The sequence below is a fragment of the Cryobacterium lyxosi genome (assembly GCF_004403345.1).
GTDB classification, from domain to species: Bacteria; Actinomycetota; Actinomycetes; order Actinomycetales; family Microbacteriaceae; genus Cryobacterium; species Cryobacterium lyxosi.
Genome location: NZ_SOGT01000004.1, coordinates 151,292 through 176,073, shown reverse-complemented (window position 1 = coordinate 176,073; position 24,782 = coordinate 151,292). Strand labels below are relative to the sequence as shown.

Below are 24,782 nucleotides of genomic sequence, written 5' to 3'. Positions count from 1 at the left end.
GAGAACTCTGATGCGAAAACTGACCGCCGGCCTGTTCATGTCTCTCGATGGCGTGGTCGAGTCGCCGAACCTCTGGCAGTTCGACAGCTTTGACGAGGAGCTGGGTGTCGAGATGACCACCATGATGAACCGCGTCGACACGGTTGTGCTCGGTCGAGTCGGCTATGAGGAGTGGGCCGGCTACTAGCCCGGCACCGAAAACGATGACCCGTTCGGAGCATTCATCAATCCGGTGCAAAAATTCGTCGCCTCGCGCACACTGACCGGCGACCTGGCCTGGCAGAATTCGACGCTGGTCACCGGCGACCTCACCGAATTCGTGACAGACCTGAAGCGCACAGAGGGCGGCGAGATCTCCTTGATCGGCGGTATCTCTTTGGTGCGGCAGCTCTTGTTTGCCGGGCTGCTCGACTCGCTCTCCCTCATGACACACCCAGTAGTCGCGGGAGAGGGACGTCATTTGTTCGAGCCGACCGACCCGGTGACTCGGCTGACGCTTCAGTCATCGGTGATGACGAGCAAGGGCAACGCCGTGCTCACCTACGGCCCGCGCAGGGACTGATGTGGTGCCGCCCAGATCGGTGAGAACGGCCGACACCATGACCGACTACCCCACGCCGATCGACCGCTGCTCCCTCCGTGAACCTGAGACCTATTTCAGCGGATCGTTTCCCCAGTTCATGAGCGAGTAGCGCCATCGTGAGTGCTCGACATCGGACTCTGGTCCCTGGGCCCCGTGCCGCTTCACGTAGCCGACCACCTTATGCATGTGTTCAATATCAGACGCGGTCAGATCGGCTTTCTTCTTTCCAAGAATCGTCACGATCCTGCGGCCAGACCTATGCCCGATGGACTCTCCATTGCCATCGTCTTTCTGGCCGACCTCCCGGGATTCGTCGGTGTCGAGCCACGACGTGATTTCACTGGCGGTCATCGTGACCGCCTTTTTCCAGTCATCCCAGACCGCATCGACATCGTTCGCTTTATCTGCCATGAATCAATCATCGCGGTGATGGTGCACGGCAACAAGGGGTGCTTCAGGCTTCGGTTTGATCTTTTTGACCTCGTTGTGCGCGGACGCACGAAGAGAAAGCCACCGTCGCAATCGAGCATCCAAGCAAAATCTGACGGGACGGTGCACGAGTACATCGCCGGTGGCGCGTCGCCCGAGAATTGATGCGTCCAACTGCCCACCTCTCACGCGACATCGCGTCGATGCGACGTCCTACGGACCCGGCGCCTCAACGTGGGCAACCATCTGCACCCGCCGCCCATATCGGTCAAGCCCAAGTTCGCCCTCGATACCGACAAGGGAACGATGGAATTGCGTTGCTGGTTCTTCCTCCACAAAACCGGCGCTCGCATAGAACGGGGCGTTCCAAGGGACGTCTGCGTAAGTGCGAAGCGAAATGCGATGGTAGCCGCGCTTTTGCGCGTGAATTTTGGCGGCCTCTACGAGCGCTCGACCCCAGCCCTTTCGCGCATCAGCCGGTGCTACGGACAGCTGATGCTCCGCTACCCCAGAACACATCGCTGTTGGGCCTTCCCATAACAAGCTGATACGTCTATGGTGCTCATCGTTTTCATAGTTGACGAAAGATGATTTTCAGAATAGACATTAGGTAGTTGAACCGATACGCCTCGCCTTACTGTGGGCCGGCCCGCTTGATTATGAGCGGCCGCAAATCATCCTGGATTCACAGTGAGCGTCGACACGATTTCTCCGAGCCCGAAAGACGGAACGCACATGGCTATCAGCCTCACCGATCTCGAACTCTCGACCCTCGACAGCGTCATCACCCCTGTCGACCCCAATGACGACTGGATCGTCACGGACGGCGGTTCGGCTATCCGTTGCGACATAGAAGGTATGAGCGAAGAGCTTGCAGAAGTCCCTGTAGAGCACCGATCGGCACAGACGTTGGAGGCCCTTCGGGCCTACCAAGCGGATGCGCGTGCCGCCCGATTGAAATGACCCAAACTCTGCTTCGTATTCTCAAATCATCAATAGCTGCCTGCTACCAGCATCGTTAAACGATCCCGCCACGAGTTCGTCCGTCAAGTCGCTTCCGCTACAAACCGTTCGCCGACCGATTCGATCTGAGGAAGGGCACATGATGATTGATATTGCAAGCTCCGTATTCGGCGTTATTGGGATCGTTGTTTTCTCTGTCTGGTTTTTACTGACGATCGCATTTCAGAAAAATAATCTGCTCAGCCGGCTAACTAAACGGTTTGACCGGTTCACACTCATACCAAAATGGTCATTTTTTACGCCAGATCCCGGCGCGAGTAACTATCACTTTGTTTACCGCAGTCGCGACGATGAAACGAGCGTCAGTCCATGGTTGGAGTTAGATTTATCCCCGAGAGGAATTCTCTTTCCCCTTTGGAACCCGCGAAAACGCTACCGAGAGGGCATGATCGAATTGTTTCAGCTGCTGGCGCTTTCCAGTATCAACAGCCCTGCAGAGCGGCTTCAGTTCACCGCGCCATACATAATCTTGCTTGACGTTGCGCGCAAGCGACTCGGAGGTTCATTGTCGTCGCAGGCGTTCTACCAGTTTGCTTTGGTTGAAACACGCGGTCCGAGCGGAGCTTCTGTGCCACGCGTTCGTTTTTATTCGCTGACTCACCCGGTGTCATAAGCCATGTTGACAGTCGAAAGCGCCGCACGAATTACCGCCATCATCGTGGCAATAGGAATTCTTCAAGGTTCTCTGCAATTGCTTTTCAGTTTAAAAGAATTCGGCTCGAGCGGGCTGTTTGACTGGAATAGCAGGCAGATCCTCGCTAGGTCACACGGTGCGTCACGTGGATGGATGGTCGGGCACAGCGGCTCAGTGTGGCTACGCATCGTTGTGATTGCTCGAATCGTCTGTTCCATAGCGCTAATCACTCCGTTTCAAAGCAACCTGCTCTATGCCAGTTACGCAACGATCATTTTACTATCAAGTCTTTTCCTGACCTATCAAATTCGCTATGGCAAAGATGGCTCCAATCAGATATCGTTCATCATCCTTGCGGGCTTGGCATTCACCTTCCTGCTCCCAACGTCGAGTCCTTTTCAAGCCGTGGGCTTGTATTTCATCGCGGCGCAGGCTTTGTTGGCATATTTCGCTGCGGGAATATCGAAGGTATCCAACGCACAGTGGCGTCAAGGATCAGCCATGCAAAGCATTCTCAACACCGCTACTTATGGACACTCCACGGCCGCAGCCGTACTTCGTAGACGACCTTGGCTTGGAGGCTTCGTCGGATGGTCAGTTATCGTCGTGGAGATCATTTTTCCCGTAGCCCTTGTGGCTCCCCCTGGCGTTCTGGTAGCGCTGCTTTTTGCCGGGGCCATGCTCCATCTCGGAACAGCCGTGCTGATTGGCCTCGACACTTTCTTTTGGGCCTTCACCGCGACATTTCCGGCGATCATCTTCGTGCACGGGGTTCTCCTCGGTAGATAGAACGGCAGTGAAGGGTTAGGACATTTCATCGCTTCTTTCGGTGAAAAGATTCTGTTGGGCCAACTACTCACCCCGTAGTGGTTTCCGATCAAGGCGTTCGTGATGAAGATGATGTGCGACGCAGATCGCGGTTCCCGTGGTCTCCGTTCTGAGGCCAGCCGGCCGGCTCACACAGGGGACAAGCGCACGGCGGTAAAGCGGAATCGCTTCCGCTTCCCGTCCAAGAAAGTCATGCACCGACGCCCACTCGAAGATAGCGGCCGGATCATCGTCACGTCGCTCTGTGATCAGGGCCTGCATAGAGCCGAAAGTGAACTCCTGGTCGGCGCCACTGACCTCGCTCCAAAAAAATTCTGATCCGTTCTTCCCAGTCAGTCACGGGCTCATTTTGGCAGACTGCAGGACCGCTTGAGCACTGCCCTTACGGGGAACCCCATACGAGACCATGACCGGCCGAGGTCAAAGTGCGACACTCACCTATGAAATCGAAGAAAAAACTTCGCCTCTCGAAAGGGGAACGCTGTGCGGGACGACCAGAGCAAACGTGAAAATAGGATGAGCATCACGGCAGCTTTTCGACTTTTATAGTTCGGAAATCTGGTCCTTAGTCGCGTCTCCCTCGCCCATATTCGCGGTGAGTTCTCGCAAGGCCTCAATATGGCCTCGGTAGGCTGTGCGGCCCTTCACGGTCAGAGTGAGAGATGTCCTGACATGGGAATTAATCACAGTCTTCAGGACGTCGACGTAACCTGCTTCACTGAATGGCTTGACGTGCTTGCTGAGCACGGAATCGCTAACGCTCAACAAGTCTCTGATTACGGAGAAGTCGGCGCTCACAACTGCCGAGAGGGCGGCCGTGATGCGAAGCCGGTTAGGCGCGTGAATTACTTCATCGAATGCGGCTTGCATGCTTATTTTCCTGCCACTGTGCCGGGTAGGTTTCTTTCCCACCACCATGGAATCACCAACATGATGGCAGGAAGTGCGAGGGCTAGCGCCACGACGGCCCAGACGTTATCCGTATAGGTCCCGATGAGAAGCCCGCCGATCGGAAACATGAACATAACTGCGACGAGAACCAGGCGTCCGGCTATGTGCTGACCAGGCTGAGCGATCAGCCGGCGAGGTCCAGAGCGCTGAAACAGCCAGACAGAGGTGACAATGGCGAGGAACGCGCCGACGCTAACGACGAATATCCAGGGTTCAGGCAGGAGAACGGCGGCCGTGAGAGCGCCACTCGCAAAACCGCCGGTGGCAATGAACGGTCTAATCAAACGGATGCGCCGGCCCCGACCGTCGACGCGGCCGACGTCGTTATCCCTGACGGTGTCATCGGCACGGCCGAGCTAACCACAGCCCCGGGAGACAACACCATCTCGGGAACCGTTGTGATCACTAAGTAACGGCGTTCGATGTCCGAGGTAGCTTGGCCCCACTCGCTGCTGGCGACTCGTTCCTGGTGAGTGTCACAGGCCGCTGCATCCTCGAAGCGCTCCTCGACCTGCCACATCAGCGGATCGATCGTCGCGGTGACCGCGAACGAACGGCATCCCGGTTCAGCGCGGGTCAGGGCAAGGTGAAGTGGTAAGTGATCCCGGACAGTTTTCGCTTGGTCCTGGGTGTGGCAGGCAAGCTGCCCGCTCAGGCACACCGCGCTGTCGAGGAGCTTCTTTTTCATCTTGTAATTGGTCAGCGGCATGCCGTCACTCACCGGGTGCTGTTCTGCCTCGACGGTGGATCCGTGGCGCTCGAAGAAAGGGCGGGCTGTGATGCTGACGTCGGCGGTCAGTTCTGTCAGCTGCACCGAGCGCGCGTGGGTCTCCACGCGTCCGATCAGTTGTCGTGCAACATTCGTGGTGCCCCCACTGGGACTTGAACCCAGACTGTGACGATTTTAAGTCGTCTGCCTCTGCCAATTGGGCTATGGGGGCATGCCCGGTGACGGGCGGCTGTAGCGCGGGTACCGTCGGGCGATGATCTCGCCCGACAGTACCCAGCGAAAAACCTACTTCGAAGCGGATGCCCGAGCGGCCGCCTTCTGCCCGACGGTTGCTTGCTTTGCGGGAGCAGCAGCGTCTGCTGCAGCAGCCTTGACCGTGGGCTTGCGCGGCGCACGGGGCGCGCGCGGAGCCGTCGGCGCCTTGGCGGCCGGCGCTTCGGCCGGTGCCGGCGGCTTCGGACGCGAAGCGAACTCTTCGAACACGGCGCGCGGGTTCTGGGTGGCGCGAAGCGAGACGACATCGCGACCGAGGAACACGTTGTTGCTCCAGCCCCAGACGACGCGAAGCTTGCGCTCCCAGCTCGGCATGGCCAGGCCGTGGTAGCCGCGGTGGGCGAACCAGGCCGGCAGGCCGGTGATGGCAAGGTTGCCGCTCTGGAACACGCCCACACCGACGCCGAGACCGGCGACGGCACCCAGGTTTTTGTGCAGGTACTGCACGGGCTCTTCGCCGCGCAGCACAGCAACCAGGTTCTTGGCGAGCAGCTTGCCCTGGCGCACAGCGTGCTGGGCGTTGGGTACGCAGTTGCCGCCCACACCGCCACCACTCAGGTCAGGAACGCAGCTCACGTCACCGGCGCCCCAGGCGTCAGCGATGATGTCGTCTTCGGTTCCGACGCGCAGGTCGGCGCGAACCCGCAGTCGACCGCGCTCCTCGATCGGCAGGTCGGTGTGACGCACGATCGTGGGGTTGGCCATGACGCCGGCAGTCCAGACGATGAGGTCGGTTTCGAAGGTCTCCCCGGTGGAGAGTTCGATCTTGCCGTCGACCGCGCTGGTCAGCTGGGTGTCGAGGTGAATCTCCGCGCCGCGGCCGGCCAGGTTGTCGATGACCCACAGGCTCGTCTTGAGCGAAACTTCGGGCATGATGCGGGCCATGGCTTCGATGAGGTGAAAGTTGGTCTCTTCGAAGCTGATCTCCGGGTACAGGGTGAGCAGCGAGGTGGCGAAGGAACGCAGCTCGGCAAACACCTCGATCCCGGCGAAACCGCCACCGACAACAACGAACGTCAACAGGCGTTCACGCTCGGGGCCGGCTGGCAGAGCGGCAGCACGGTCGAAGTTGGTCAGCACACGGTCGCGAATGGCGACGGCCTCTTCGACGGTCTTGAGGCCGATGGCCTGGTCGGCGATGCCGGGGATGGGGAAGGTACGCGACACCGCGCCGGCGGTGACCACAATGATGTCGTAGGCAAATTCGTACGGCTCGCCGATTGGCGGCGTGATCGTGGCGGTTTTCTCCGCGTGGTTGACGTAAGAAACCTTGGCAGAGACGACGTTGGTCTTTTTGAGGTGACGACGGTGAGACACGACCGCGTGGCGGGGCTCGATAGATCCGGCAGCGACCTCCGGAAGGAAGGGCTGGTACGTCATGTACGGCAGCGGGTCAACAATGGTGACCTCGGCTTCGCCGGATCGCAGCCATTTCTCGAGCTTCCACGCCGTGTAAAATCCGGCGTAGCCGCCACCAACAATGAGAATTTTGGGCACGATGAGAAAGCCTCCTACATGATTATTATTGTGCGAAATCTTTGGGGTTGCGCCGAATTCGCTTGATATGCCGAGTGGCCCCAATGCCTAACAGCGTTACTAGGATACCAAACACCACGAGTACAGCGAGCGGCAGACTGATATAAGTCAATGTCAGTTGAGTCGGCAGCCAGGCCGTGAGCACATTTTGCACGGGCAGGGGCGGGTCCTCGTCTGCGGCTGCCGGAGCCTCAGCGACCGGAACTTCGGTGGGAACCACCTCGATTTCGGCACGACGATGCAGTGTGATCCACTCGGTCAGAAGTGCGCTCGGGGTGGCCCCGGTCGCCGGAGCGACATACCGGGTCACCGCGGCGGCAGCGTCGATCAGGCCATTGCCGTAGATCGGGCTCGGAACGGACTGCCCGTTGGCGTTCGCGGTCGCGATGACACGGTTCATGACGCCCGCCGCATCCAGATTTGGGTAGGCCGCCCGCACGAGGGCAACCAGCCCGGACACGATCGGCGCGGCCGCGCTGGTTCCGTCCCACTGGACGTAGCTGGAATCGGGCATGACGCCGACCAGCTTTTCACTCGGGGCGGCGATAGCGATGGTGATGCCCTGCGAGGACGCATCGAAGCTCGCCGTTTTGTTGCGGTCGACACCCGCCACGGTCAGAACGCCGGGGATCGTCGCGGGAGCACCGACCTCGGTGGTGCCGCTCCCCCGGTTTCCGGCCGCGGCCACCACGACGACATCGTTCTCAAAGGCGTAAAGAAAGGCCTCATCCCAGCTCTCCGGCCAATACAGCGTGTTCCGGGTGAGCGACATGTTGATGACGTCGGCGCCGTTGTCCACAGCCCAGCGGATGCCCTGCGCGATCTGGTCATCGTTGCTCACTGCGGAACGGGTACTGCCGAACCCCACCGACACCGCCAGAATGGATGCTTCCGGCGCCACTCCGATGAGGCCCGTGCCGTCACCGGTGCCGCGACCGGCCAGCAGCGAGGCCACCAGGGTGCCGTGCTCGCCATCATCGTCGTCACCGGCGACCGGGGTTTGGCCGTTTGCGGAGCCGAGACCGGAGACATCCGTTCCCCCGGTCACAACGCCGTTCAACTCGGGGACGCTGCCGTTGACCCCGGAGTCGATTACGGCCACGGTGACGCCCGCGCCCCGCGTGGTATTCCAGGCTTCGGTGAACCCGTAATCGTTCAGCCAGTACTGCAGGTCACGAATCTGGTCGGCATGGGCGGCGGGTGCGTCGAGCACGACGGAACCCGCGACAGTGCCGCCGAAGAGCGCTGCGGTGAGGGCGACCGCGACGCCCGCCCTGACTCGACGCCCGCTGGCCCGTTGCCCACTGGCCCGACGCCCGCCGTCTCGACGCCCACTGACCCGTTGCGCAGTCGGAGTCACTCCGTAACCGTCCCGCCTGTCGCGGCTACGGCGGCGTAGTCCAGGCAGACACAGACCGTCGGCGACCAGGCCGCACGCGCCAGCGCAAGGTCACCGATCGGATTTACGCCGGGTCCGGCGGCCAGGGAGTGTGCGGCGAGGGCGTGCAGGCATTTGACCCGACTCGGCATGCCACCGGAGGAGATCCCTGCAATCTCGGGCACGGTGCCGAGCTGCTCGCGGTCGAACAGAAAACTCTCGTGAGCGGCTTGGTATGCGGCGCGCATATCGTCATCTTCGGCGAGCAGATCGTTGTATTCGTTCATGACCTGGGTCGCTTCGAGCGAGGAGATCGCTGCCGTCGCGGCCGGGTGGCACAGGTAGTACAGGGTAGGAAACGGAGTACCGTCGGCCAGCCGGGGAGCGGTGGCGACCACGGTCGGCGCGCCGCAGACGCAGCGCGCAGCGATGCCGACGACGTTGCGGGCAGGGCGACCGAGCTGGGCCGAAACGAGATCGATGTCGGCTGGAGAGAACGGATCGAACGGCGGCCGGGTCACGGAGCCACCGGCTGTGGGGCATCCGTCGCTGGTGGCGCTGGTGCTGCGGCTTGCGGTGCGAGGCCGGCAGTCATGGTGGAGGCGAACAAGGAACCCAGCCAATCAGTTGTAGTGCTTTGAATATTGGTGCTGACCGGGCTCGCATCCGCTTCGAGCGGAGCGACGACCGGCAGGTCGTTGATGACGAGAAAACTGATGTCGCCGGGCAGCACGTACGACAACCGCTCGCGTGCCTGCGTCGTGACGTAGGTGCGGTCGTTCCAGCGCTCTCGCTGGCTCGTGAGCTGATCGACCTCAGCTTTCTGGTCGGCGACAGCGGCACTGAGCTGGCTGATCTGCTGCCGCTGCTCGGCGTAGGTGCGCAGGCTCGGCGCGAGCACCACGACGGCGAGGATCAGCACGACCATCATCACGAGCGAAAATCCGGAGAAGCGGATGCTGCGCAGCCAGCCACCGGCGGGGGTTTCGGCCTCTGAAACAACGGGTTGCCGTGGGGCTGGTCGTTTCTGATCCATGACAACTCCTTACGCTGGCGATGAACGTGCTGGTGAAAACGGTAGCAAGTGTGGCTGTGGGCCCCCGACCAGCCGAAGAACGTTGGTCGGGGGCCCGTAGGCGAAGTCGAGCGCTGTTACGCGGTGAAGCGGGGGAACGCGGAGCGGCCCGCGTAGACAGCGGCCTCGCCGAGTTCTTCTTCGATGCGCAGCAGCTGGTTGTACTTGGCGACGCGCTCGCTACGTGCGGGCGCGCCGGTCTTGATCTGGCCGGCATCCGTTGCGACGGCGAGGTCGGCGATGAAGGTGTCTTCGGTCTCGCCTGAGCGGTGCGAGATGATCGCCGTGTAGCCGGCGCGCTGAGCCAGTGCCACGGCGTCCATCGTCTCGGTCAGGGTACCGATCTGGTTGACCTTGACCAGGATGGAGTTTGCAGCCTTGAGCGTAAGGCCCTTGGCCAGACGCACGGGATTGGTCACGAACAGGTCGTCGCCAACGATCTGCACCTTGTCGCCAAGAGATGCGGTGAGGTGCACGTAGCCGTCCCAATCGTCTTCTTCGAGCGGGTCTTCAAGGGAGACCAGCGGGTAGTCGGTGACGAGCTCGGCGTAGTATGCGCTCATTTCTTCGGCCGAGAACTTCTTGCCCTCGAAGTTGTAGCTGCCGTCCGTGAAGAATTCGCTCGCGGCGACGTCGAGGGCGAGGGCGATGTCCTTGCCGGGAACGTAACCGGCGATTGTGATCGCCTCGACGATGAGGTCGAGCGCGGCCCGGTTGCTCGGCAGGTTGGGGGCGAAGCCGCCCTCGTCGCCGAGGCCGGTGGACAGGCCCTTGGACTGCAGCAGCGCCTTGAGGCAGTGGTAGACCTCAACGCCCCAGCGCAGCGCCTCGCTGAACGATTCGGCACCGAGGGGAACGATCATGAATTCCTGGATGTCGACATCGTTGTCGGCGTGCGAGCCGCCGTTGATGATGTTCATCAGGGGCACCGGCAGGGTGTGTGCGTTCGGGCCGCCGAGGTAGCGGAACAACGGCAGGCCGGCTGAGCTGGCGGCGGCCTTGGCCACGGCCAGGCTGACGCCCAGGATGGCGTTGGCGCCGAGGCGCTCTTTATTATCAGTGCCATCGGCTTCGATGAGCACAAGGTCGACGATGCGCTGGTCGGTCGCGTCGATGTCTTCGACCGCGGGGCCGAGGTCGTCGATCACTGCTTCGACGGCCTTGAGCACGCCCTTGCCCTGGTAGCGGGCTTTGTCGCCGTCGCGCAGCTCATAAGCCTCGAATACCCCGGTGGATGCACCGGACGGTACTGCGGCGCGGCTGACGGTTCCGTCACCGAGCAAAACTTCGACCTCGATGGTCGGGTTGCCGCGGGAGTCGAGAATTTCGCGTGCGTCTACTGCCTCAATTAGGGCCACAACTGTCTCCTGATTTGTCGGGGGGTGAACGCCTGGGTAGACGCCGGGGTACTCGTCGAATGAAAGTAGGGTGTGCCGGGTGATCCAGGCGGTTTCAGTCTAACCAAACGCATCCGCCGATCCGCTGAAGCGGCGTCAGGCGTCAGGCGTCAGGCACCGAGCGGCTTGAAGTCGAGGTCGACAGCGGCCTGCGTGTCAGCGCTCACGAACGCGAAGCGTCCGTAACCGGCTTCTCCGGCCCGGTCGAGCAGCGCCTTGAGGTTCTTGGTGCGTCGTTCCAGGCGCACCCGCAATCCCCCGGCGATGAGGTCACGCTTGAGGGCGACCAGACGGGCCGAATCGGCGTCTTTCTCGTAAACAAGTACGACGGCATGCTGAGCGGATGCGGCATCCGCTTGCAGCAGGTCGACGATGCGTTCAAAACCGATCGAGAATCCGCAGGCGGGTACGTCGGTGCCGAGGAATCGGCCGATCATGCCGTCGTAGCGGCCGCCGCCACCGAGGGAATATGCCAGGTCAGGGTGGGAAATCTCGAAGATGGTGCCGGTGTAATATCCCATGCCACGCACCAGGGTCGGGTCGAAGACCAGGTCGACGCCGGGCAGGGCTGCGCGCAGGTCCGTGAGGTCAGCGAACGCCGCAGTATCGAGCCACTTCGGGGCGCTGTCGCCGAGGGACCAGCCACCGGATCCGAGTTCGGTGAGCAGCGTGGCCAGGTCGGGGGCGTCGATGCCGAGGGTGCCCAGTTCGCTGGCGACGCCATCGACGCCGATCTTGTCGAGCTTGTCGATCACGATCAAAGCCCGTTCGGTCAGCTCCGCACCGACATTCCAATAGGCGAGCAGGGCGCTGAGGATGCGCCGGTCATTGATGCGAATGGAGCACCCCTCGAGGCCGAGCTGGTCGAGCGTCGCAGCCGTGGCGGTGATCAGTTCGATCTCGGCAAGTGGGCCGGCCTCGCCGATGATGTCGATATCGCACTGCATGAACTGGCGGTAGCGCCCCTTCTGCGGGCGCTCGGCCCGCCAGACCGGGGCGATCTGGATCGACCTGAACACGGCGGGCAGTGCGGCGCGGTGGGTGGCATAAAACCGGGCGAGCGGAACAGTGAGGTCGAAGCGCAGTCCGAGGTCAGCCAGGGACAGCAGGTCATCCTGCTCGGCCGCAGCCGCGACATCCGCTGTGCTGAGGCCTCGCTTCAGCACCGCGAAGGCGAGCTTCTCGTTGTCGCCGCCGAGCCCTGCGTGCAGCCGGTCGGAATCTTCCATGACCGGGGTTTCAATCTCGTCGAAGCCATGCGCCCGAAAACTGTCGCGGATGATGCCGAGAGAACGCTCGCGCACGGCCTTATCGGCGGGGAGAAAATCGCGCATGCCGCGCGGCGGGGTTACTGCAATAGCCATGGGGTAATTCTCTCAGGTGCTGTCGACGCGATTCACCGTCCACCCCCGAACGGGAGTGCACCCTAGACTCGGGGGAAACAAGCGGGGGGTGTGTCGATGTCGGTGACGACAGTTTTCGGGTCTGGCGGGCCTGGCGGGTCTGGCGGGCCTGGCGGGCCTGGCGGGCATGGCGGGATCGTGCCGAGCGGCATCGCGGTGACCGGGGTCAGTCGATCGTTTGGCAGCGTGCTCGCAGTGCTCGATGCCACATTGACCGTTCCGGCCGGGTCGGTCACCGCCCTGATCGGGCCGAACGGCTCGGGCAAAACAACACTGCTGCTCATGCTCGCCACGCTGCTCACCCCCGACACGGGCAGCATTCGCATCAACGGTCACGATCCGGTCACCGAACCGGAACGGGTGCGCGCCGTCATGGGCTGGATGCCCGACACCCTCGGCTCCTGGCCGAGCCTGAGCGCCCGGGCGGCCCTGCAGACCACCGGCCGCATGTACCGCATGAGCGGCGAACAAGCCGCCGTGCGCGCCGACGCGCTGATCGCGCTAACCGATCTCGGTGACTTCGCCGACCGGCCATCGCGGGTGCTGTCGCGCGGCCAGAAACAACGCCTGAGTCTGGCCCGGGCGCTCGTGCACTCCCCCGGAGTCCTGCTGCTCGACGAGCCGGCCTCCGGCCTCGACCCTGCAGCCCGTGCTTCGCTGCGCCAGCTGCTGCGCCGCCTGGCCGGCGAGGGCGCCGCGATTCTCGTGTCCAGCCACGTTCTCGCCGAGCTCGACGAGATGGCGGATGCCGCGGTGTACCTCGCCGACGGGCGCACGGCCAGCCCGGAACAGGTCGCCGCTGCGGGAGCGAGCGCCAGAGCCTGGCGCATCCGCTCCCTCGATGAGTCAGCGTTGGAACGTGCGCTCGCTACGCCCGGCGTGGTCGGCGCCCTCGTGCAGGTTCTCGGTGTGGACCAGCTCGGCACCCTCGTGCAGGTGGAAAATGAAGCTTCCGCAGCCGCCCTCCTGCACAACTTGGTGCTGAGCGGGGTGCCGGTGTGCGATTTCGGGCCGGCCGTCGGCAACCTCGAACACACTTTTCTCGACCTCACGCGGGACAGACCGGCGCGACATAGTTCTGTCGTCGTCAACCCGGAGGTCACGCCATGAGCGACCGTAACCGCCTGTTCCTGACCGGACTCTGGTTGATCGTCACGCTGGAACTGCGCCAGCGGGTGCGCGGCGTCTCCTGGTATGTGCTGCTGGGTGTCTTCATGCTGCTCGTGGGCATCGTCACGTTTCTGCTCTGGCTGGCTACCTCGGCTTGGCTATCGGGCGGCGGCGGGGTGTTCTCGACCATCATTTTCTTCGTGCTGCTGCTGGCAACATTGGTGTCGCCGGCGCTATCGGGCAACGCCATCAACGGCGACCGGGATATCGGTACCCTCGCCACGACGCAGGTCACGCTCATCAGCACCGGGCAGCTCGTTCTCGGTAAGTTTCTGGCCGCCTGGATCACCGCGCTCGCCTTTCTGGCGGCGGCGCTGCCGTTTCTCATCTTCGCGGTCGTTCTCGGCGAAGTTTCGCTCGGCACGATCAGTGTGTCGATGCTGGTGCTCGCCGCCGAGTTGGGCGTGATCGCGGCGGCCGGTGTGGGGTTGTCGGGCATCCTGAACCGGCCACTGTTTTCGATCGTGCTGACCTACCTCCTGGTCGCGGCCCTCAGCCTCGGCACGCTTATCGCGTTCGCCCTGCTCGGCACCGCCACGCAGCAGGAGGCGACGAGCGTGAACTACCAGGTCGTGCAGTCGACCTACGACGAGCAGACCGGCAAGCAGTCGGACATCGTCTGCTCCACCGCCCAGACCTCGACCTATACCGTGCCGCGCTTCGACTATTTCTGGTGGATCCTCGCGGCGAACCCGTACGTGGTGGTGGCGGATGCCTCGCCCGGCAGCTTCGACGCGGGCGGCCGCCCCACCGACCTGTTCGGTCAGATCGCCGTGGGCGTGCGGAGCGCGCAGGCCGCGCCAGAGCTGTATACCGAGTACAACGGATGCGACGAGGCCGCCAACGGGTACGCCGACCAGCAATCCGGCATCGGTCCAGCGCCGCAGGAGACCTACGACGGCGCGGTGCCCAGCTGGTTCATCGGCCTCTTCATTCACGTACTGCTTGGCGCGGGCGCCCTGGCCTGGGCTTGGCGCCGCACCCGAACCCCCGCGACGCACCTCCCGGCAGGCAGTCGCATCGCCTAGCCAGCGGGAGGCTAGGTCGGCAGTGCGATGATGCCGGCATCAAAGGCATCGCCGGCTTCGGCGGCCGGATGCTCGGCGCCGCGAATCTCAGACTGCAGGTCGCGCACCGCGGTTCGCAGCGCTCGTTCGGCGTCGAGGCCCTGGGCCCGGGCAGATGCGACGATGGCCAAGAGCAGCGGTCCGAGATCAGCCTCGGACTCGATCGGAAGCGGGAAACCGGCATCCGCTTCGAGCAGGCCGATCTTCTCGGCCCGGCCGAGCACCTTGTCGGCCAGGGCGAGCGCCGGCATGCCGGCCGGAATGCCGTCAAGCACACTCGTGCGCCCCGGCTTCTCCTCGGCCTTAAAACCGTCCCAGGCAGCCGACACCTCCTCGGCCGTTTCGAGGGTGAGGTCACCAAACACGTGCGGGTGCCGCCCGATCATTTTCTCGGTCAGGCGGGCAGCGACATCCTGAATATCGAAGTTCTCCTCCGGGGCATGGGCAGCCAGGTCGGCGTGGAACAGCACCTGGTAGAGCACATCACCCAGCTCTTCGAGCAGGTCGTCCCGGCTGCCGTCTTCGATCGCCTCGATCAGTTCGTGAGTCTCCTCGACCAGGTGGCGCACGAGCGAAGCGTGCGTCTGGTCGGCGTCCCACGGGCATCCGCCGGGCGCGCGCAGCCGCGCAACGGTCGCGATGAGGGTCTCGAGGGCCGTTGCAGCCGGTTGCGTTGAGGATGCCGGAACAGCGGATGCCGGATCCGCGACGGCGTCTGCCGCCCGCGGCGCTGGCGGGTTCGATTCCGGCAGCGCGGATCCGGCTCGGGCTGATGAAAACAACGGATCTGTCATGGTTGTGCACTCCTCGATCGGTTCCATCGTAAACGGCCCCTTGGGGGCGGTCAGCTGCCTCGTGTATTCTGGATGACGGTGAGCCGGGAAGTCTGGTCGGCAATGTACAAGCGCGCCGGAAATACCAGAGGACTTATTATGACCAAACCATTCCGCCAGCCCACGCCCAAATCGACCCCGCCCACCGCCACCATCCTGCGCCGCGGCAGCCATGGCGAAGTCGTGCGCATCTCCAGTATTCTGCGCAAAGAAACCGTCGGCGGTGCCATTTTGCTGGCTGCGACCGTGGCCGCCCTGATCATGGCCAACTCTGGCCTCTCAGACGCGTACTACGCATTGCGCGACTACAAAATCGGTTACGAGCCGTGGCACCTGGAACTGAGCCTCGGCGCGTGGGCGGCCGACGGCCTGCTGGCGATCTTCTTCTTTCTCGCTGGCCTCGAACTGAAGCGTGAATTCGTCGCGGGCGATCTGCGCAGTGTGAGCCGTGCCATCGTTCCCGTAGCCGCCGCCGTCGGTGGCGTGATCGTCCCGGCCCTCATCTACGTACTGATCAACCTCGAGTCAGGCGCCGATACGCTGCGCGGCTGGGCAATTCCCACCGCGACCGACATTGCGTTTGCCGTTGCCGTTCTCGCCGTTATTGGGTCGAAGCTTCCGCCGGCGCTGCGCATCTTTCTGCTGACTCTCGCCGTGGTCGACGATTTGCTCGCCATCACGATCATCGCCTTCTTTTACACGGACGACATCGCCGTTCTGCCACTCGTGCTGGCCCTGGTCCTGATCGCGTTGTTCTGGATGTTGACCCACAAATTCTCCTACTTCTTCGGCACCAGAGCCTGGGCCGCGTGGCTGATACTGCTGCCTCTCGGCTTCATTGTCTGGGCGCTCGTGCACGGTTCTGGCGTGCACGCGACCGTAGCCGGTGTACTTCTCGGCTTTGCCGTGCCGGTGCTGCGCAGCAAGCGCGGCGGCGGGCCTGATGCAGGCCCCGGCCTGGCCGAAACACTCGAACATAGAATCCGTCCGCTGTCCAGCGGAATCGCGATACCGGTGTTCGCCTTCTTCTCCGCCGGCGTCACCATCGGCGGCGCCGATGGCCTGTACCGGGCGCTCACCGACCCGGTTGCGGTCGGCATCGTTGTCGCTCTCGTCGTTGGCAAGCCGATCGGCGTGTTGCTCGCGACCTTCATCGTGACCAAGACCACGAAGGCGGCGCTCGACCCCGATCTGGCCTGGATCGACGTCATCGGCGTCGCCGTGCTGGCCGGCGTCGGTTTCACCGTGTCGCTGCTGATCAGCGAACTCGCCTTCGGTCAGGGAAGCCCGCACGACGACCACGCCAAGGTAGCCATTCTGGTCGGTTCGCTCCTCGCCGCACTCCTGGCCACGGTGATCCTGCGCTTGCGCAACCGCCACTATGGGCGCATCGCCGAGAAGGAGGCCATCGACAGCGACAACGACGGCATCCCGGATGTCTACCAGCCGGAACAGGCGTCGAAAGGCTAAGCGGAGCATCCACATGCATGCCCGCTAGGCGCAGCACCGTCGTTGCCCAGCGACGGTGCTGCATTCTTTAATGCCGCGGTGCTGCCCGACTGCTAGCCGGCCGGGAGCACGCTCGGCACGGCCGGCGGGAAGATCGCCGCCAGCAGCGTCTTGGTCCATTCGATCAAGGCATTGTCATCGAGCGGTTCACCGTTCGGGCGCGGCATCGGTACGCTGAGCGCACCGGTCGCGGACACGTACCGCGAGCCGGGATACATCCGCTGCAGGCGCACCTGAATCGAATCGGCCAGGTCGGCCGGCGCCACTCGCAGGTTTGAGCCCATAGCTACGACCTCGCTGAGGTTCGCGTGCTGGGCCTGCCAGCGCAGCCGCGACACAGCCACGAGGTTCTGCACCGGCACGGGCGGTTCGCCGTAGCGGTCGGTGAGCTCGTCGAGCACGAGGTCGATCTGGTCATCGGTCGCTGTCGGTGAGCTGGCGCTGGAGAGCTTCTGGTAGGCCTCGAGACGCAACCGTTCGCTGTCGACGAAGTCGTGCGGAATGTGCGCGTCGACCGGCAGCTCGAGGCGCAACTCGGTCTGTCCCTCGGCGACGTCGCCGCGGAAGGTGCTCACGGCCTCACCGATCATGCGCAGGTACAGGTCGAAGCCCACACCGGCGATATGCCCGGCCTGCTCGCCGCCGAGCAGGTTGCCGGCGCCGCGAATCTCGAGGTCCTTGAGGGCCACCTGCATGCCGGCGCCGAGTTCGTTGTTGGCGGCGATGGTGGAGAGCCGGTCGTGGGCGGTCTCCGACAGCGGCTTGTTCTCGTCATAGAGAAAGTAGGCGTAGGCCCGTTCGCGCCCTCGCCCTACCCGGCCGCGCAGCTGGTGCAGCTGACTCAGGCCGAATTTGTCGGCCCGGTCGATGATGATGGTGTTGGCGTTATTGATGTCGAGGCCGGTCTCGATGATCGTGGTGCAGACCAGAATGTCGAACTTGCGCTCCCAGAAATCACCGACCACCTGTTCCAGATGCGCCTCTGGCAACTGCCCGTGCGCGATCGCAATGCGCGCTTCTGGCACCAGTTCGGCGAGCTGGGTGGCGATGCGGTTGATGCTCGTGACCCGGTTGTGCACGAAAAAGATCTGGCCTTCGCGCAGCAGTTCTCGACGGATGGCTGCGGCCACCTGCCGCTGCGAGTACGGCCCGACAAAGGTCAGGATCGGGTGTCGGTCTTCGGGCGGGGTGGCGAGGGTCGACATTTCACGGATGCCGGTGACCGCCATCTCGAGGGACCGCGGGATGGGTGTCGCGCTCATCGCGAGGATGTCGACGTTGGTCTTGAGCTTCTTCAGGGCATCTTTGTGCTCGACGCCGAAACGCTGCTCCTCGTCGATGATGACGAGACCGAGGTCTTTGAAGATGATCGACGGTGACAATAGTCGATGGGTGCCGATGACGACGTCGACGGTGCCGTCGAGCATGCCCGCGATCGTCTCACGCGACTCTTTGTCGGTTTGGAATCGAGACAGGGCGCGCAGGTGAATCGGGAATCCGGCGAAGCGTTCCTTGAAGGTTTCCATGTGCTGGCTGACCAACAGGGTGGTCGGTACGAGCATGGCGACCTGCTTGCCGTCCTGCACGGCCTTGAAAGCGGCACGAATGGCTACCTCGGTCTTGCCGAAACCCACGTCACCGCTGAGCAGCCGGTCCATCGGAATGGGCCGCTCCATGTCGGCCTTGACCTCGTCGATGGTGGTGAGCTGGTCGGGGGTCTCCACGAAGGGAAACGCCTCTTCGAGTTCACGCTGCCAGGGGGTGTCCGGCCCGAAGGCGTGCCCCTTGCTGGCCATGCGGGCCGAATACAGTTTGACGAGCTCGACAGCAATGTCGCGTACCGCTCTGCGCGCCTTGGTCTTGGCGCTCGACCAGTCGCTGCCGCCCATCTTGCTCAGGGCCGGTGCCTCGCCGCCGACATAGCGGGTGACGAGGTCGAGCTGGTCGGTCGGCACGTACAACCGGTCGCCGGCGTGCCCACGCTTCGATGGAGCGTATTCCAGCACGAGGTATTCGCGGGTGGTCTTGACCGGATTGCGGCCGCCGCTGGACACCTCACGCTGCGTCAATTCGAGAAAACGGCCGATGCCGTGCGTCTGGTGCACCACGTGATCGCCGGCCACGAGCTGCAGCGGGTCGACGACGTTCTTGCGGCGGCTGGCGAGCTTCTTGATCTGCCGCTCGGAGTACCCGACGGTGCGCCCGTAGAACTCCGACTCGCTGATCAGCGCGAGTTTGCTCTGCGGCAGCTCAAAACCGTGATCGACGGATGCCTTCAGCAGGTACGCGATGCCTGGTTCCGGTTCCAGCGGCCATACCTCTACTACCCGAGCCGGCAACTCGCGTTCGGCGAGCACCTGGGCGGCCCGTTCGACCAGGCCGGCGCCCTGGGCCACAATGCCGACGACCCAACCGTCGTGCAGTCGGGAGGCGACGTGACCCACGGCTCCGTCGACGCTGCCGGCGAAGGTGGGAACGGCGTCTGCTTCGATGCGAATGGTGAGCAGCTCGTCCATCTCGAGGTGTTCGGGTAAAACCGGCGCATCGGTCGGGGCGGCCTGGAACGTGCTCAGGGTCCACCAGTTGTGACCGGAGGCCGGTGCGCCCGGCGCTGAGTACGTCACGCTGTCGCGCAGGCGCCCGAGGGTGAGAAAGTCGCCCGATTCCAGGTCGATCGGGGCGTCGGCGCCAGCCGTCGCGGCACTCCAGGCGGCGCCGAGAAACTCACGGTTGGTCTCGGCGAGGCTGATCGCTCGGCTCGCGACCCGTTCCGGTGAGATGACGGCAACGGCCGCGTTGGTCGGCAGGTAGTGGGTGACGGGCACCAGCCGGTCGACCAGCGCTGGCGCGAGGCTTTCCATGCCCTCGACCGGAATACCCTCGGCGATCTTGGAGAGCAGACCGGCCAGGCTTGGGAATTCATGCTGCATCTCGCGGGCGCGTTGCCGCACGGCGGGGCTGAGCAGCAGTTCCCGGCTGGGCGGCAGACTGACCGTGTCCACGACCTCGGCCAGGGATCGCTGGTCGGCGACGCTGAACAGGCGAATTTGCTCGACCTCGTCGCCGAAGAACTCGACTCGGTATGGGTGTGATGCGACTGGCGGAAAGACGTCGAGGATGCCACCGCGCACGGCGAACTCGCCGCGCCGGGTGACCATGTCGACGCGGGCGTAAGCGAGGTTGACCAGCTGCAGCACGATCGCGGCGAGGTCGTGGCCGCGCGCGCCAACGGTGAGCTCGATCGGTTCGTAGTCGGTGAGGTTGTCGGCGACCGGCTGCAATGCGGCCCGTACGGAGGCAACGACGATGAGCGGACGCCGCGTGGCCGGGTCTGCTTCCTGCCATTCGCGCATGCGGCGCAGGGCGTAAAGACGCTTGCCGACGATCTCGGCGCTCGGGCTCAGGCGTTCGTGCGGCAGGGTTTCCCAAGCCGGAAAGTCGATGATTTCGGCGCTGGTGGCGAAGCAGCCGAGGTTTTCGCGGATCGCCTCCGACTCGCGGCCGGTCGGCGTGATGACGAACAGTGCCTGGGCATCATCACGGCGGAGATCGAGCAAGGCGGCGAGCAGCGCGGCGCGCAGGCCCTCGGTCAGCGAGAAATCAGCGTCCCGGCTGGCGTAGGCGAGGGCGTTATCGAACGTGGAGGCGCGTGCAAGCGCTGCGATTAAGCCCTGAAGGATCACTGAATGAGTCTACGCACTGGCACCGACAGCGCCGAACTGGTCTTAGGAAGGCGAGTGGAACTTCTGCTGGGCCGCCACGACACCGTCGGAGGCAATCAGCTCGATCGCATCGGCGGCATCCGCTATCAGATTGGGCAGAACGGTGCGCTCGGCGGCAGCGAAGTCATGCAGCACGAAGTCCGCCGGATTCTGACGACCCGGTGGGCGCCCGATGCCCATGCGAATGCGAATGAAGTCGTTGGTTCCGGTGGCAGCGATAATGTCGCGCAGCCCGTTGTGGCCACCGTGACCGCCGCCGACCTTGATCTTGAGCGTGTCAAAGGGCAGGTCGAGGTCATCGTGCACGACGATGAGACGGGAGACGGGCAGCGAGTAGAAACGCAGCAGCGCGGCAACCGGGCTGCCGGAGACGTTCATGAACGTGGTGGGCTTGGCCAGCACCAGTTTGGGTTCACCGGGCGCGAGGCGCCCTTCGGCCACGAGGGCGGCCGTTTTGTGACGCTTGAAGTTTGACGAGAGGCGGTCGGCGAGCTGCGCCGTCACCATCTGACCGACGTTGTGCCGGTTGCCGGCGTAGTCGGGCCCGGGGTTGCCGAGCCCGACTACGAGCCACTGGTTCGTATCCAGGGGAGTCCTCCGTGTGCCGGGGTGAAAACCCAGACGGAACCAGTTGATGAGTGCTACTACTACGCGGCAGGCGTGGCGGCCGGCGTTCCGGCGGTGATGACCTCGGTCTCGGCGTCTTCTTCATCTTCGCCGCGCGGGGTGTGGATGTAGACGACGAGGGCCTCTTCGTCGGAGATCAGCGTGGCGCCGGAGGGCAGCGGAACGTCCTTGGCGTGAACCTGGGCGCCGTCTTCGAGGCCTTCGATCGACACGGTGACGTTCTCGGGGATGTCGGTTGCTTCGACCTCGAGCAACAGGGTCTTGGTATCGAAGTCGGCGACCGTGCCGGCGAAGGACTCGCCCGACATGTGCACCTGAACTTCAACCTGGACCTTTTCGCCCTTGCGCACGACGACGAGGTCAATGTGCTCGATGATGGCCTTCACCGGGTCCTTCTGCACGTCCTTGACCAGCACGAGCTGCTTGGCGCCGGCAATGTCGAGCTCCAGGAGCATGTTGGCGCGACGCAGCAACAGGGCGATGCGGTGGGCGGGCAGCGATACGTGCACCGGCTCGGTGCCGTGGCCGTAGATGACGGCAGGAATCTTGCCGAGCACGCGCAGCTTACGGGCCGCGCCCTTGCCAAAGCTTTCGCGCGGTTCAGCGACGACAGCGGTAACTTCTCTAGCCATGGTATTTCTCCTTGCGGGGCGTGAGCCCAGGTTGTGGTTCGCGGGTGGAAGCCCGAGAAAGAGGGGTACTGATTCAACTCGAACGCATGTCAGCGTGAGGAAAAGCCCAAGGCCTCGTCCGCCGCGTCGATCACGGATGCCGCCGGTCCAATTGTCTGGCCCGGCAGAGTCCCTCGCCGAAGTTCGTCTTCAAGCTTACACCGTTCTGGCCGGTGCTGCACCCCGGGCGTGTCGCGCACTGCGGCTGCGGCTGCGACTCGGCAGACGTTAGGGTCGGAGAATGTCCTCGAGCCTGCACAACCGCGTGATCGACGCGGTGGGCACCCATATCGTCGACGGCCACACGCCAGCCGGAACGGTCATGCTCTCAGAGCAGATCGAGCGCGCCCAGGGGGTCAGTCGATCGGTCGTGCGCGAGGCGATACGCGTGCTCGCTGCGATGGGCCTGGTCGAGTCGGTCAAGCGCGTCGGAATTCGGGTGCGTCCGCAGTCAGGATGGAACGCGTTCGACCCGGTACTCATCCGCTGGCGTTTGGCCGGAGCGGGCCGGGGCGCGCAGTTGCGCTCGCTCACCGAGCTGCGGGCATCCGTCGAGCCGATGGCCGCCGAGTTGGCCGCCCAACACTGCCCGCAGGCGATGTCGGGCGAGCTCATGACCGTGGCGGCGCAGATGCGCACGGTGGGACGTTCCGGTGACCTCGAACGATTTCTGGCTCTGGACATCCATTTTCACCGCCTCGTGCTGCACGGATCAGGAAACGAAATGTTCGCCAAGCTCGACGAGGTGATCGCCGCCGTACTCTCGGGGCGCACCGGTCTCGGCCTCATGCCTGCCCACCCGCACGAAACCGCGCTGCAGTGGCATGTCGACGTGGCAGACGCCATTCAGGGCGGCCACCCCGTGCGTGCCCGCGAGTCGATGGAACTGATCATGCGGCGCACCATCGCCGAAGTGGAAGAGTCCTGGGTGCACACTGCCCGCATTTTCTTCTAGGCGGGCACCGCGCGAACCGATCAGGCTACAGGAGGCTGGCCAGGAGGTAGATGGCCGCGGCGATCGTGAAGCCAACGATTCCGACGAGGGCTTGACCGACCGTCCAGGTCTTGAGCGTGGTTTTAGTGTCCATACCGAAGAAGCGGCTGACCAGCCAGAAGCCGGAATCGTTGACGTGCCCAGCGAAAACCGACCCGGCGGCGAGGGCCAGCACGATGGCGGCGAGTTCGACCGGGTTGAACGCGGGGTTGCCCATCACGACCGGCTGCAGAAGCGCCGCTGTGGTGGTCAGGGCCACCGTGGCAGACCCCTGCGCGATGCGCACAAGTGCGGCGATCACAAAACCGGCCACGATGACGGGCAGACCGATTGCGTCAAGCGATTCGGCCAAGGCGGTGCCGATGCCGCTGGCGCGGAGCACGCCGCCGAACATTCCGCCGGCGCCGGTGATGAGGATGACGGCTGAGACCGGGCCGAGCGCGCTGTCCACAACGGATTCTACGAGCGTGGCCGACTTGCGCTTTTTCCAGCCCAACAGGGCCATGGCAAGCACCACTGTGATGAGCAGGGCAACCGGAGTCTCGCCGATGGCACGCAGGACCTGCACCCAGGCATCGTCGAGGGAGACGAGCCCGGCGGTTGCCGCCATGTTCAGACCGGTGTTGAGAAAGATCAGTCCGATCGGCAGCAGGAGCAGCGTCATGATGATGCCGACGCGGGGCGCGGAGGCGAACTCGGTGAAGTCACCGGTGCTGCCGCGCAGTATGGCCGGCACCGGAATGTCGTACTGGCGACCGACGTACCCACCGAACAGGTGGCCGACGACGTACCAGGTGGGCAGAGCGACCAGAAGACCGAAGATCAAAACGAGTCCCACGTCAGCACCGAGCAGGCCGGTCGCCGCGACGGGCCCCGGGTGCGGTGGCACGAAGATGTGCATCACCGAGAAAGCCACGGCCGACGGAAACGCATAGCCGAGGAACGATCCGCCGAGGCGACGGGCGACGGCGAAGATGATCGGCAGCATGACGACCAGGCCGGCGTCGAAGAAGATCGGAAAACCGAGCATGAGCGACGCAACGGCGAGGGCGATCGGCGCGCGCCGTTCTCCAAACCTGGTGATCAGGGCATCCGTCAGTACCTGCGCTCCACCGCTGGTTTCCAGCATTCGGCCAAGCATGGCACCCAGGCCGACGAGCAGGGCGACCCCGGCCAGGGTGCCGCCGAAGCCTTCAAGCAGGGTGGGCATGAGACGGGCGGTCGGAATTCCGGTGGCGACCGCGGTCAGCAGACTCACGATGATCAGCGACAGGAACGCGTGCACCTTGAACTTCATGATGAGCACGAGGAGCACCGCGATCGCGCCGGCGGCAACGCCGAGCAAAGCGGGGGTGCCGAGCACCCAGTTCATTTCAAGATCGGTCATCAGTGAGCTATCCCTTTGTGTATCAAGCCGACGAGTTCGTCGGGGGTGTGGATGAGGTCGACGCGGAGTCCCGCTTCGTCGGCCGCGAGAGGTTCGAGCGTCGCAAATTGCGAGTCGAGCAGTCCGGGTGGCATGTATTCGTGGTTGCGGTGGGTGAGACGCTCGGCGATGAGCTCACGGCTGCCGTACAGCTCGGCGAAGACGAGCGTCGGCACGAAGACACGCAGAAGATCGCGGTAGCTGCGCTTGAGGGCGGAGCAGGCGACGACAACGGGTTCACCCTGGGCAACGGCGTTCGCTATCGTCTCGGCGATGCGGGTGAGCCACGGCAGGCGATCTTCATCGGTGAGCGGATGCCCGGACGCCATCTTGGTGCGCGCGCCCACGCTGTGTAGGTCGTCACCGTCGAGAAAACGCACGCCGCGGGCCTGCGCCAGGGCGAGGCCGACAGTGGACTTACCACACCCCTGAACACCCATTACGACGATGGGAATGTGCAAGTGATCAGGCATGGTGTTCCTCCGACGGCCGCTGCTTCATTACATCGGATCACGGCGCGACG

The 24,782-nt window shown here is 63.7% G+C and carries 25 protein-coding genes, 1 tRNA gene and 1 pseudogene; 8 read left to right on the top strand and 19 right to left on the bottom strand.

The annotated features are described in order from the left end of the window. Positions 1–10: 10 nt before the first annotated feature. Positions 11–562: pseudogene (locus tag E3T27_RS03830) on the top strand (dihydrofolate reductase family protein). A gap of 90 nt (positions 563–652) precedes the next feature. On the opposite strand, the gene E3T27_RS03825 reads toward E3T27_RS03830, so the two are convergent. Then, positions 653–994 carry a DUF3140 domain-containing protein gene (locus tag E3T27_RS03825; RefSeq protein WP_134571639.1) on the bottom strand — a complete coding sequence of 114 codons (342 nt, stop codon included), beginning with the start codon at positions 992–994 and terminating at the stop codon, positions 653–655. 231 nt (positions 995–1,225) lie between these two features. Next, complete coding sequence (locus tag E3T27_RS03820) at positions 1,226–1,531, bottom strand: GNAT family N-acetyltransferase (RefSeq protein ID WP_134571638.1); 306 nt, start codon at positions 1,529–1,531, stop codon at positions 1,226–1,228. A gap of 216 nt (positions 1,532–1,747) precedes the next feature. Here E3T27_RS03820 and E3T27_RS03815 point away from each other — a divergent pair, with 216 nt between their 5' ends. From E3T27_RS03815 to E3T27_RS03805, 3 genes are all read left to right on the top strand, one after another. After that, complete coding sequence (locus E3T27_RS03815; protein ID WP_166786086.1) at positions 1,748–1,975, top strand: hypothetical protein; 228 nt, start codon at positions 1,748–1,750, stop codon at positions 1,973–1,975. 139 nt (positions 1,976–2,114) lie between these two features. Continuing rightward, on the top strand, positions 2,115–2,648 hold the full coding sequence (locus E3T27_RS03810) for a hypothetical protein (protein WP_134571637.1): 534 nt from the start codon (positions 2,115–2,117) through the stop codon (positions 2,646–2,648). A gap of 3 nt (positions 2,649–2,651) precedes the next feature. After that, positions 2,652–3,458, top strand: a complete 807-nt coding sequence (locus tag E3T27_RS03805) for a hypothetical protein (RefSeq protein WP_134571636.1) — start codon at positions 2,652–2,654, stop codon at positions 3,456–3,458. Between the two features lie 63 nt (positions 3,459–3,521). Here E3T27_RS03805 and E3T27_RS03800 read toward each other — a convergent pair whose 3' ends face one another. The 11 genes from E3T27_RS03800 to hisS all read right to left on the bottom strand — a co-directional run bounded on the left by E3T27_RS03800 (position 3,522) and on the right by hisS (position 12,201). Next, on the bottom strand, positions 3,522–3,758 hold the full coding sequence (locus E3T27_RS03800) for a tetratricopeptide repeat protein (protein ID WP_104196758.1): 237 nt from the start codon (positions 3,756–3,758) through the stop codon (positions 3,522–3,524). A gap of 282 nt (positions 3,759–4,040) precedes the next feature. Continuing rightward, complete coding sequence (locus tag E3T27_RS03795; protein WP_134571635.1) at positions 4,041–4,367, bottom strand: transcriptional regulator; 327 nt, start codon at positions 4,365–4,367, stop codon at positions 4,041–4,043. Between the two features lie 2 nt (positions 4,368–4,369). Then, positions 4,370–4,732, bottom strand: a complete 363-nt coding sequence (locus tag E3T27_RS03790) for a hypothetical protein (RefSeq protein WP_134571634.1) — start codon at positions 4,730–4,732, stop codon at positions 4,370–4,372. Further along, positions 4,729–5,340, bottom strand: a complete 612-nt coding sequence (locus tag E3T27_RS16765) for a GNAT family N-acetyltransferase (protein WP_478213404.1) — start codon at positions 5,338–5,340, stop codon at positions 4,729–4,731. Before E3T27_RS16765 ends, E3T27_RS03790 begins: the two co-directional genes overlap by 4 nt. Beyond that, positions 5,313–5,389 (bottom strand) — tRNA-Leu (locus E3T27_RS03780). The genes E3T27_RS16765 and E3T27_RS03780 overlap by 28 nt, the downstream gene beginning before the upstream one ends. A 74-nt stretch (positions 5,390–5,463) precedes the next feature. After that, positions 5,464–6,948 (bottom strand): NAD(P)/FAD-dependent oxidoreductase, encoded by a 1,485-nt coding sequence (locus E3T27_RS03775; RefSeq protein WP_104196715.1) that lies wholly within the window; start codon positions 6,946–6,948, stop codon positions 5,464–5,466. 25 nt (positions 6,949–6,973) lie between these two features. Beyond that, positions 6,974–8,347: a S8 family serine peptidase gene (locus E3T27_RS03770; RefSeq protein WP_134571633.1), complete on the bottom strand. Its 1,374-nt coding sequence runs from the start codon at positions 8,345–8,347 to the stop codon at positions 6,974–6,976. Continuing rightward, a complete protein-coding gene (locus E3T27_RS03765; protein WP_134571632.1) occupies positions 8,344–8,886 on the bottom strand; it encodes a DUF501 domain-containing protein in 543 nt (180 codons plus the stop codon). The genes E3T27_RS03770 and E3T27_RS03765 overlap by 4 nt, the downstream gene beginning before the upstream one ends. Further along, positions 8,883–9,401, bottom strand: a complete 519-nt coding sequence (locus E3T27_RS03760) for an FtsB family cell division protein (RefSeq protein WP_104196712.1) — start codon at positions 9,399–9,401, stop codon at positions 8,883–8,885. The genes E3T27_RS03765 and E3T27_RS03760 overlap by 4 nt, the downstream gene beginning before the upstream one ends. Positions 9,402–9,517: 116 nt before the next feature. Continuing rightward, entirely contained in the window at positions 9,518–10,798 is a 1,281-nt protein-coding gene (gene eno, locus E3T27_RS03755) for a phosphopyruvate hydratase (RefSeq protein WP_104196711.1), read from the bottom strand. A gap of 149 nt (positions 10,799–10,947) precedes the next feature. Beyond that, the gene (hisS, locus tag E3T27_RS03750) at positions 10,948–12,201 is read right to left on the bottom strand and encodes a histidine--tRNA ligase (protein WP_134571631.1); all 1,254 of its coding nucleotides are present in this window, start codon (positions 12,199–12,201) and stop codon (positions 10,948–10,950) included. A 96-nt stretch (positions 12,202–12,297) separates the two neighbouring features. On the opposite strand from hisS, the gene E3T27_RS03745 reads away from it, so the two are divergent. Beyond that, complete coding sequence (locus tag E3T27_RS03745) at positions 12,298–13,350, top strand: ABC transporter ATP-binding protein (RefSeq protein ID WP_241992102.1); 1,053 nt, start codon at positions 12,298–12,300, stop codon at positions 13,348–13,350. Next, complete coding sequence (locus tag E3T27_RS03740; protein WP_174722177.1) at positions 13,347–14,438, top strand: ABC transporter permease; 1,092 nt, start codon at positions 13,347–13,349, stop codon at positions 14,436–14,438. Before E3T27_RS03745 ends, E3T27_RS03740 begins: the two co-directional genes overlap by 4 nt. A gap of 11 nt (positions 14,439–14,449) precedes the next feature. On the opposite strand, the gene E3T27_RS03735 is transcribed toward E3T27_RS03740, so the two are convergent. Beyond that, positions 14,450–15,271, bottom strand: coding sequence for a nucleoside triphosphate pyrophosphohydrolase (locus E3T27_RS03735; protein WP_134571630.1), 822 nt, complete (start codon positions 15,269–15,271; stop codon positions 14,450–14,452). A 138-nt stretch (positions 15,272–15,409) separates the two neighbouring features. Between E3T27_RS03735 and nhaA the strand changes: the two genes are divergently transcribed. After that, positions 15,410–16,780, top strand: coding sequence for a Na+/H+ antiporter NhaA (gene nhaA / locus E3T27_RS03730; protein WP_134571629.1), 1,371 nt, complete (start codon positions 15,410–15,412; stop codon positions 16,778–16,780). 92 nt (positions 16,781–16,872) lie between these two features. Here nhaA and mfd read toward each other — a convergent pair whose 3' ends face one another. The 3 genes from mfd to E3T27_RS03715 are packed head-to-tail and all read right to left on the bottom strand — an operon-like array spanning position 16,873 to position 21,800. After that, a complete protein-coding gene (gene mfd / locus E3T27_RS03725; protein ID WP_134571628.1) occupies positions 16,873–20,502 on the bottom strand; it encodes a transcription-repair coupling factor in 3,630 nt (1,209 codons plus the stop codon). A gap of 42 nt (positions 20,503–20,544) precedes the next feature. Further along, positions 20,545–21,129, bottom strand: a complete 585-nt coding sequence (pth, locus tag E3T27_RS03720) for an aminoacyl-tRNA hydrolase (RefSeq protein ID WP_104196707.1) — start codon at positions 21,127–21,129, stop codon at positions 20,545–20,547. A 59-nt stretch (positions 21,130–21,188) separates the two neighbouring features. Next, a complete protein-coding gene (locus tag E3T27_RS03715; protein WP_104196706.1) occupies positions 21,189–21,800 on the bottom strand; it encodes a 50S ribosomal protein L25/general stress protein Ctc in 612 nt (203 codons plus the stop codon). Between the two features lie 280 nt (positions 21,801–22,080). Here E3T27_RS03715 and E3T27_RS03710 point away from each other — a divergent pair, with 280 nt between their 5' ends. Next, the gene (locus tag E3T27_RS03710) at positions 22,081–22,794 is read left to right on the top strand and encodes a FadR/GntR family transcriptional regulator (RefSeq protein WP_104196705.1); all 714 of its coding nucleotides are present in this window, start codon (positions 22,081–22,083) and stop codon (positions 22,792–22,794) included. 25 nt (positions 22,795–22,819) lie between these two features. Here E3T27_RS03710 and E3T27_RS03705 read toward each other — a convergent pair whose 3' ends face one another. Both E3T27_RS03705 and E3T27_RS03700 read right to left on the bottom strand, forming a co-directional pair. Further along, entirely contained in the window at positions 22,820–24,220 is a 1,401-nt protein-coding gene (locus E3T27_RS03705; RefSeq protein WP_174722176.1) for a GntP family permease, read from the bottom strand. Then, positions 24,220–24,732 (bottom strand): gluconokinase, encoded by a 513-nt coding sequence (locus E3T27_RS03700; RefSeq protein ID WP_241992101.1) that lies wholly within the window; start codon positions 24,730–24,732, stop codon positions 24,220–24,222. The genes E3T27_RS03705 and E3T27_RS03700 overlap by 1 nt, the downstream gene beginning before the upstream one ends. Positions 24,733–24,782: the final 50 nt, after the last annotated feature.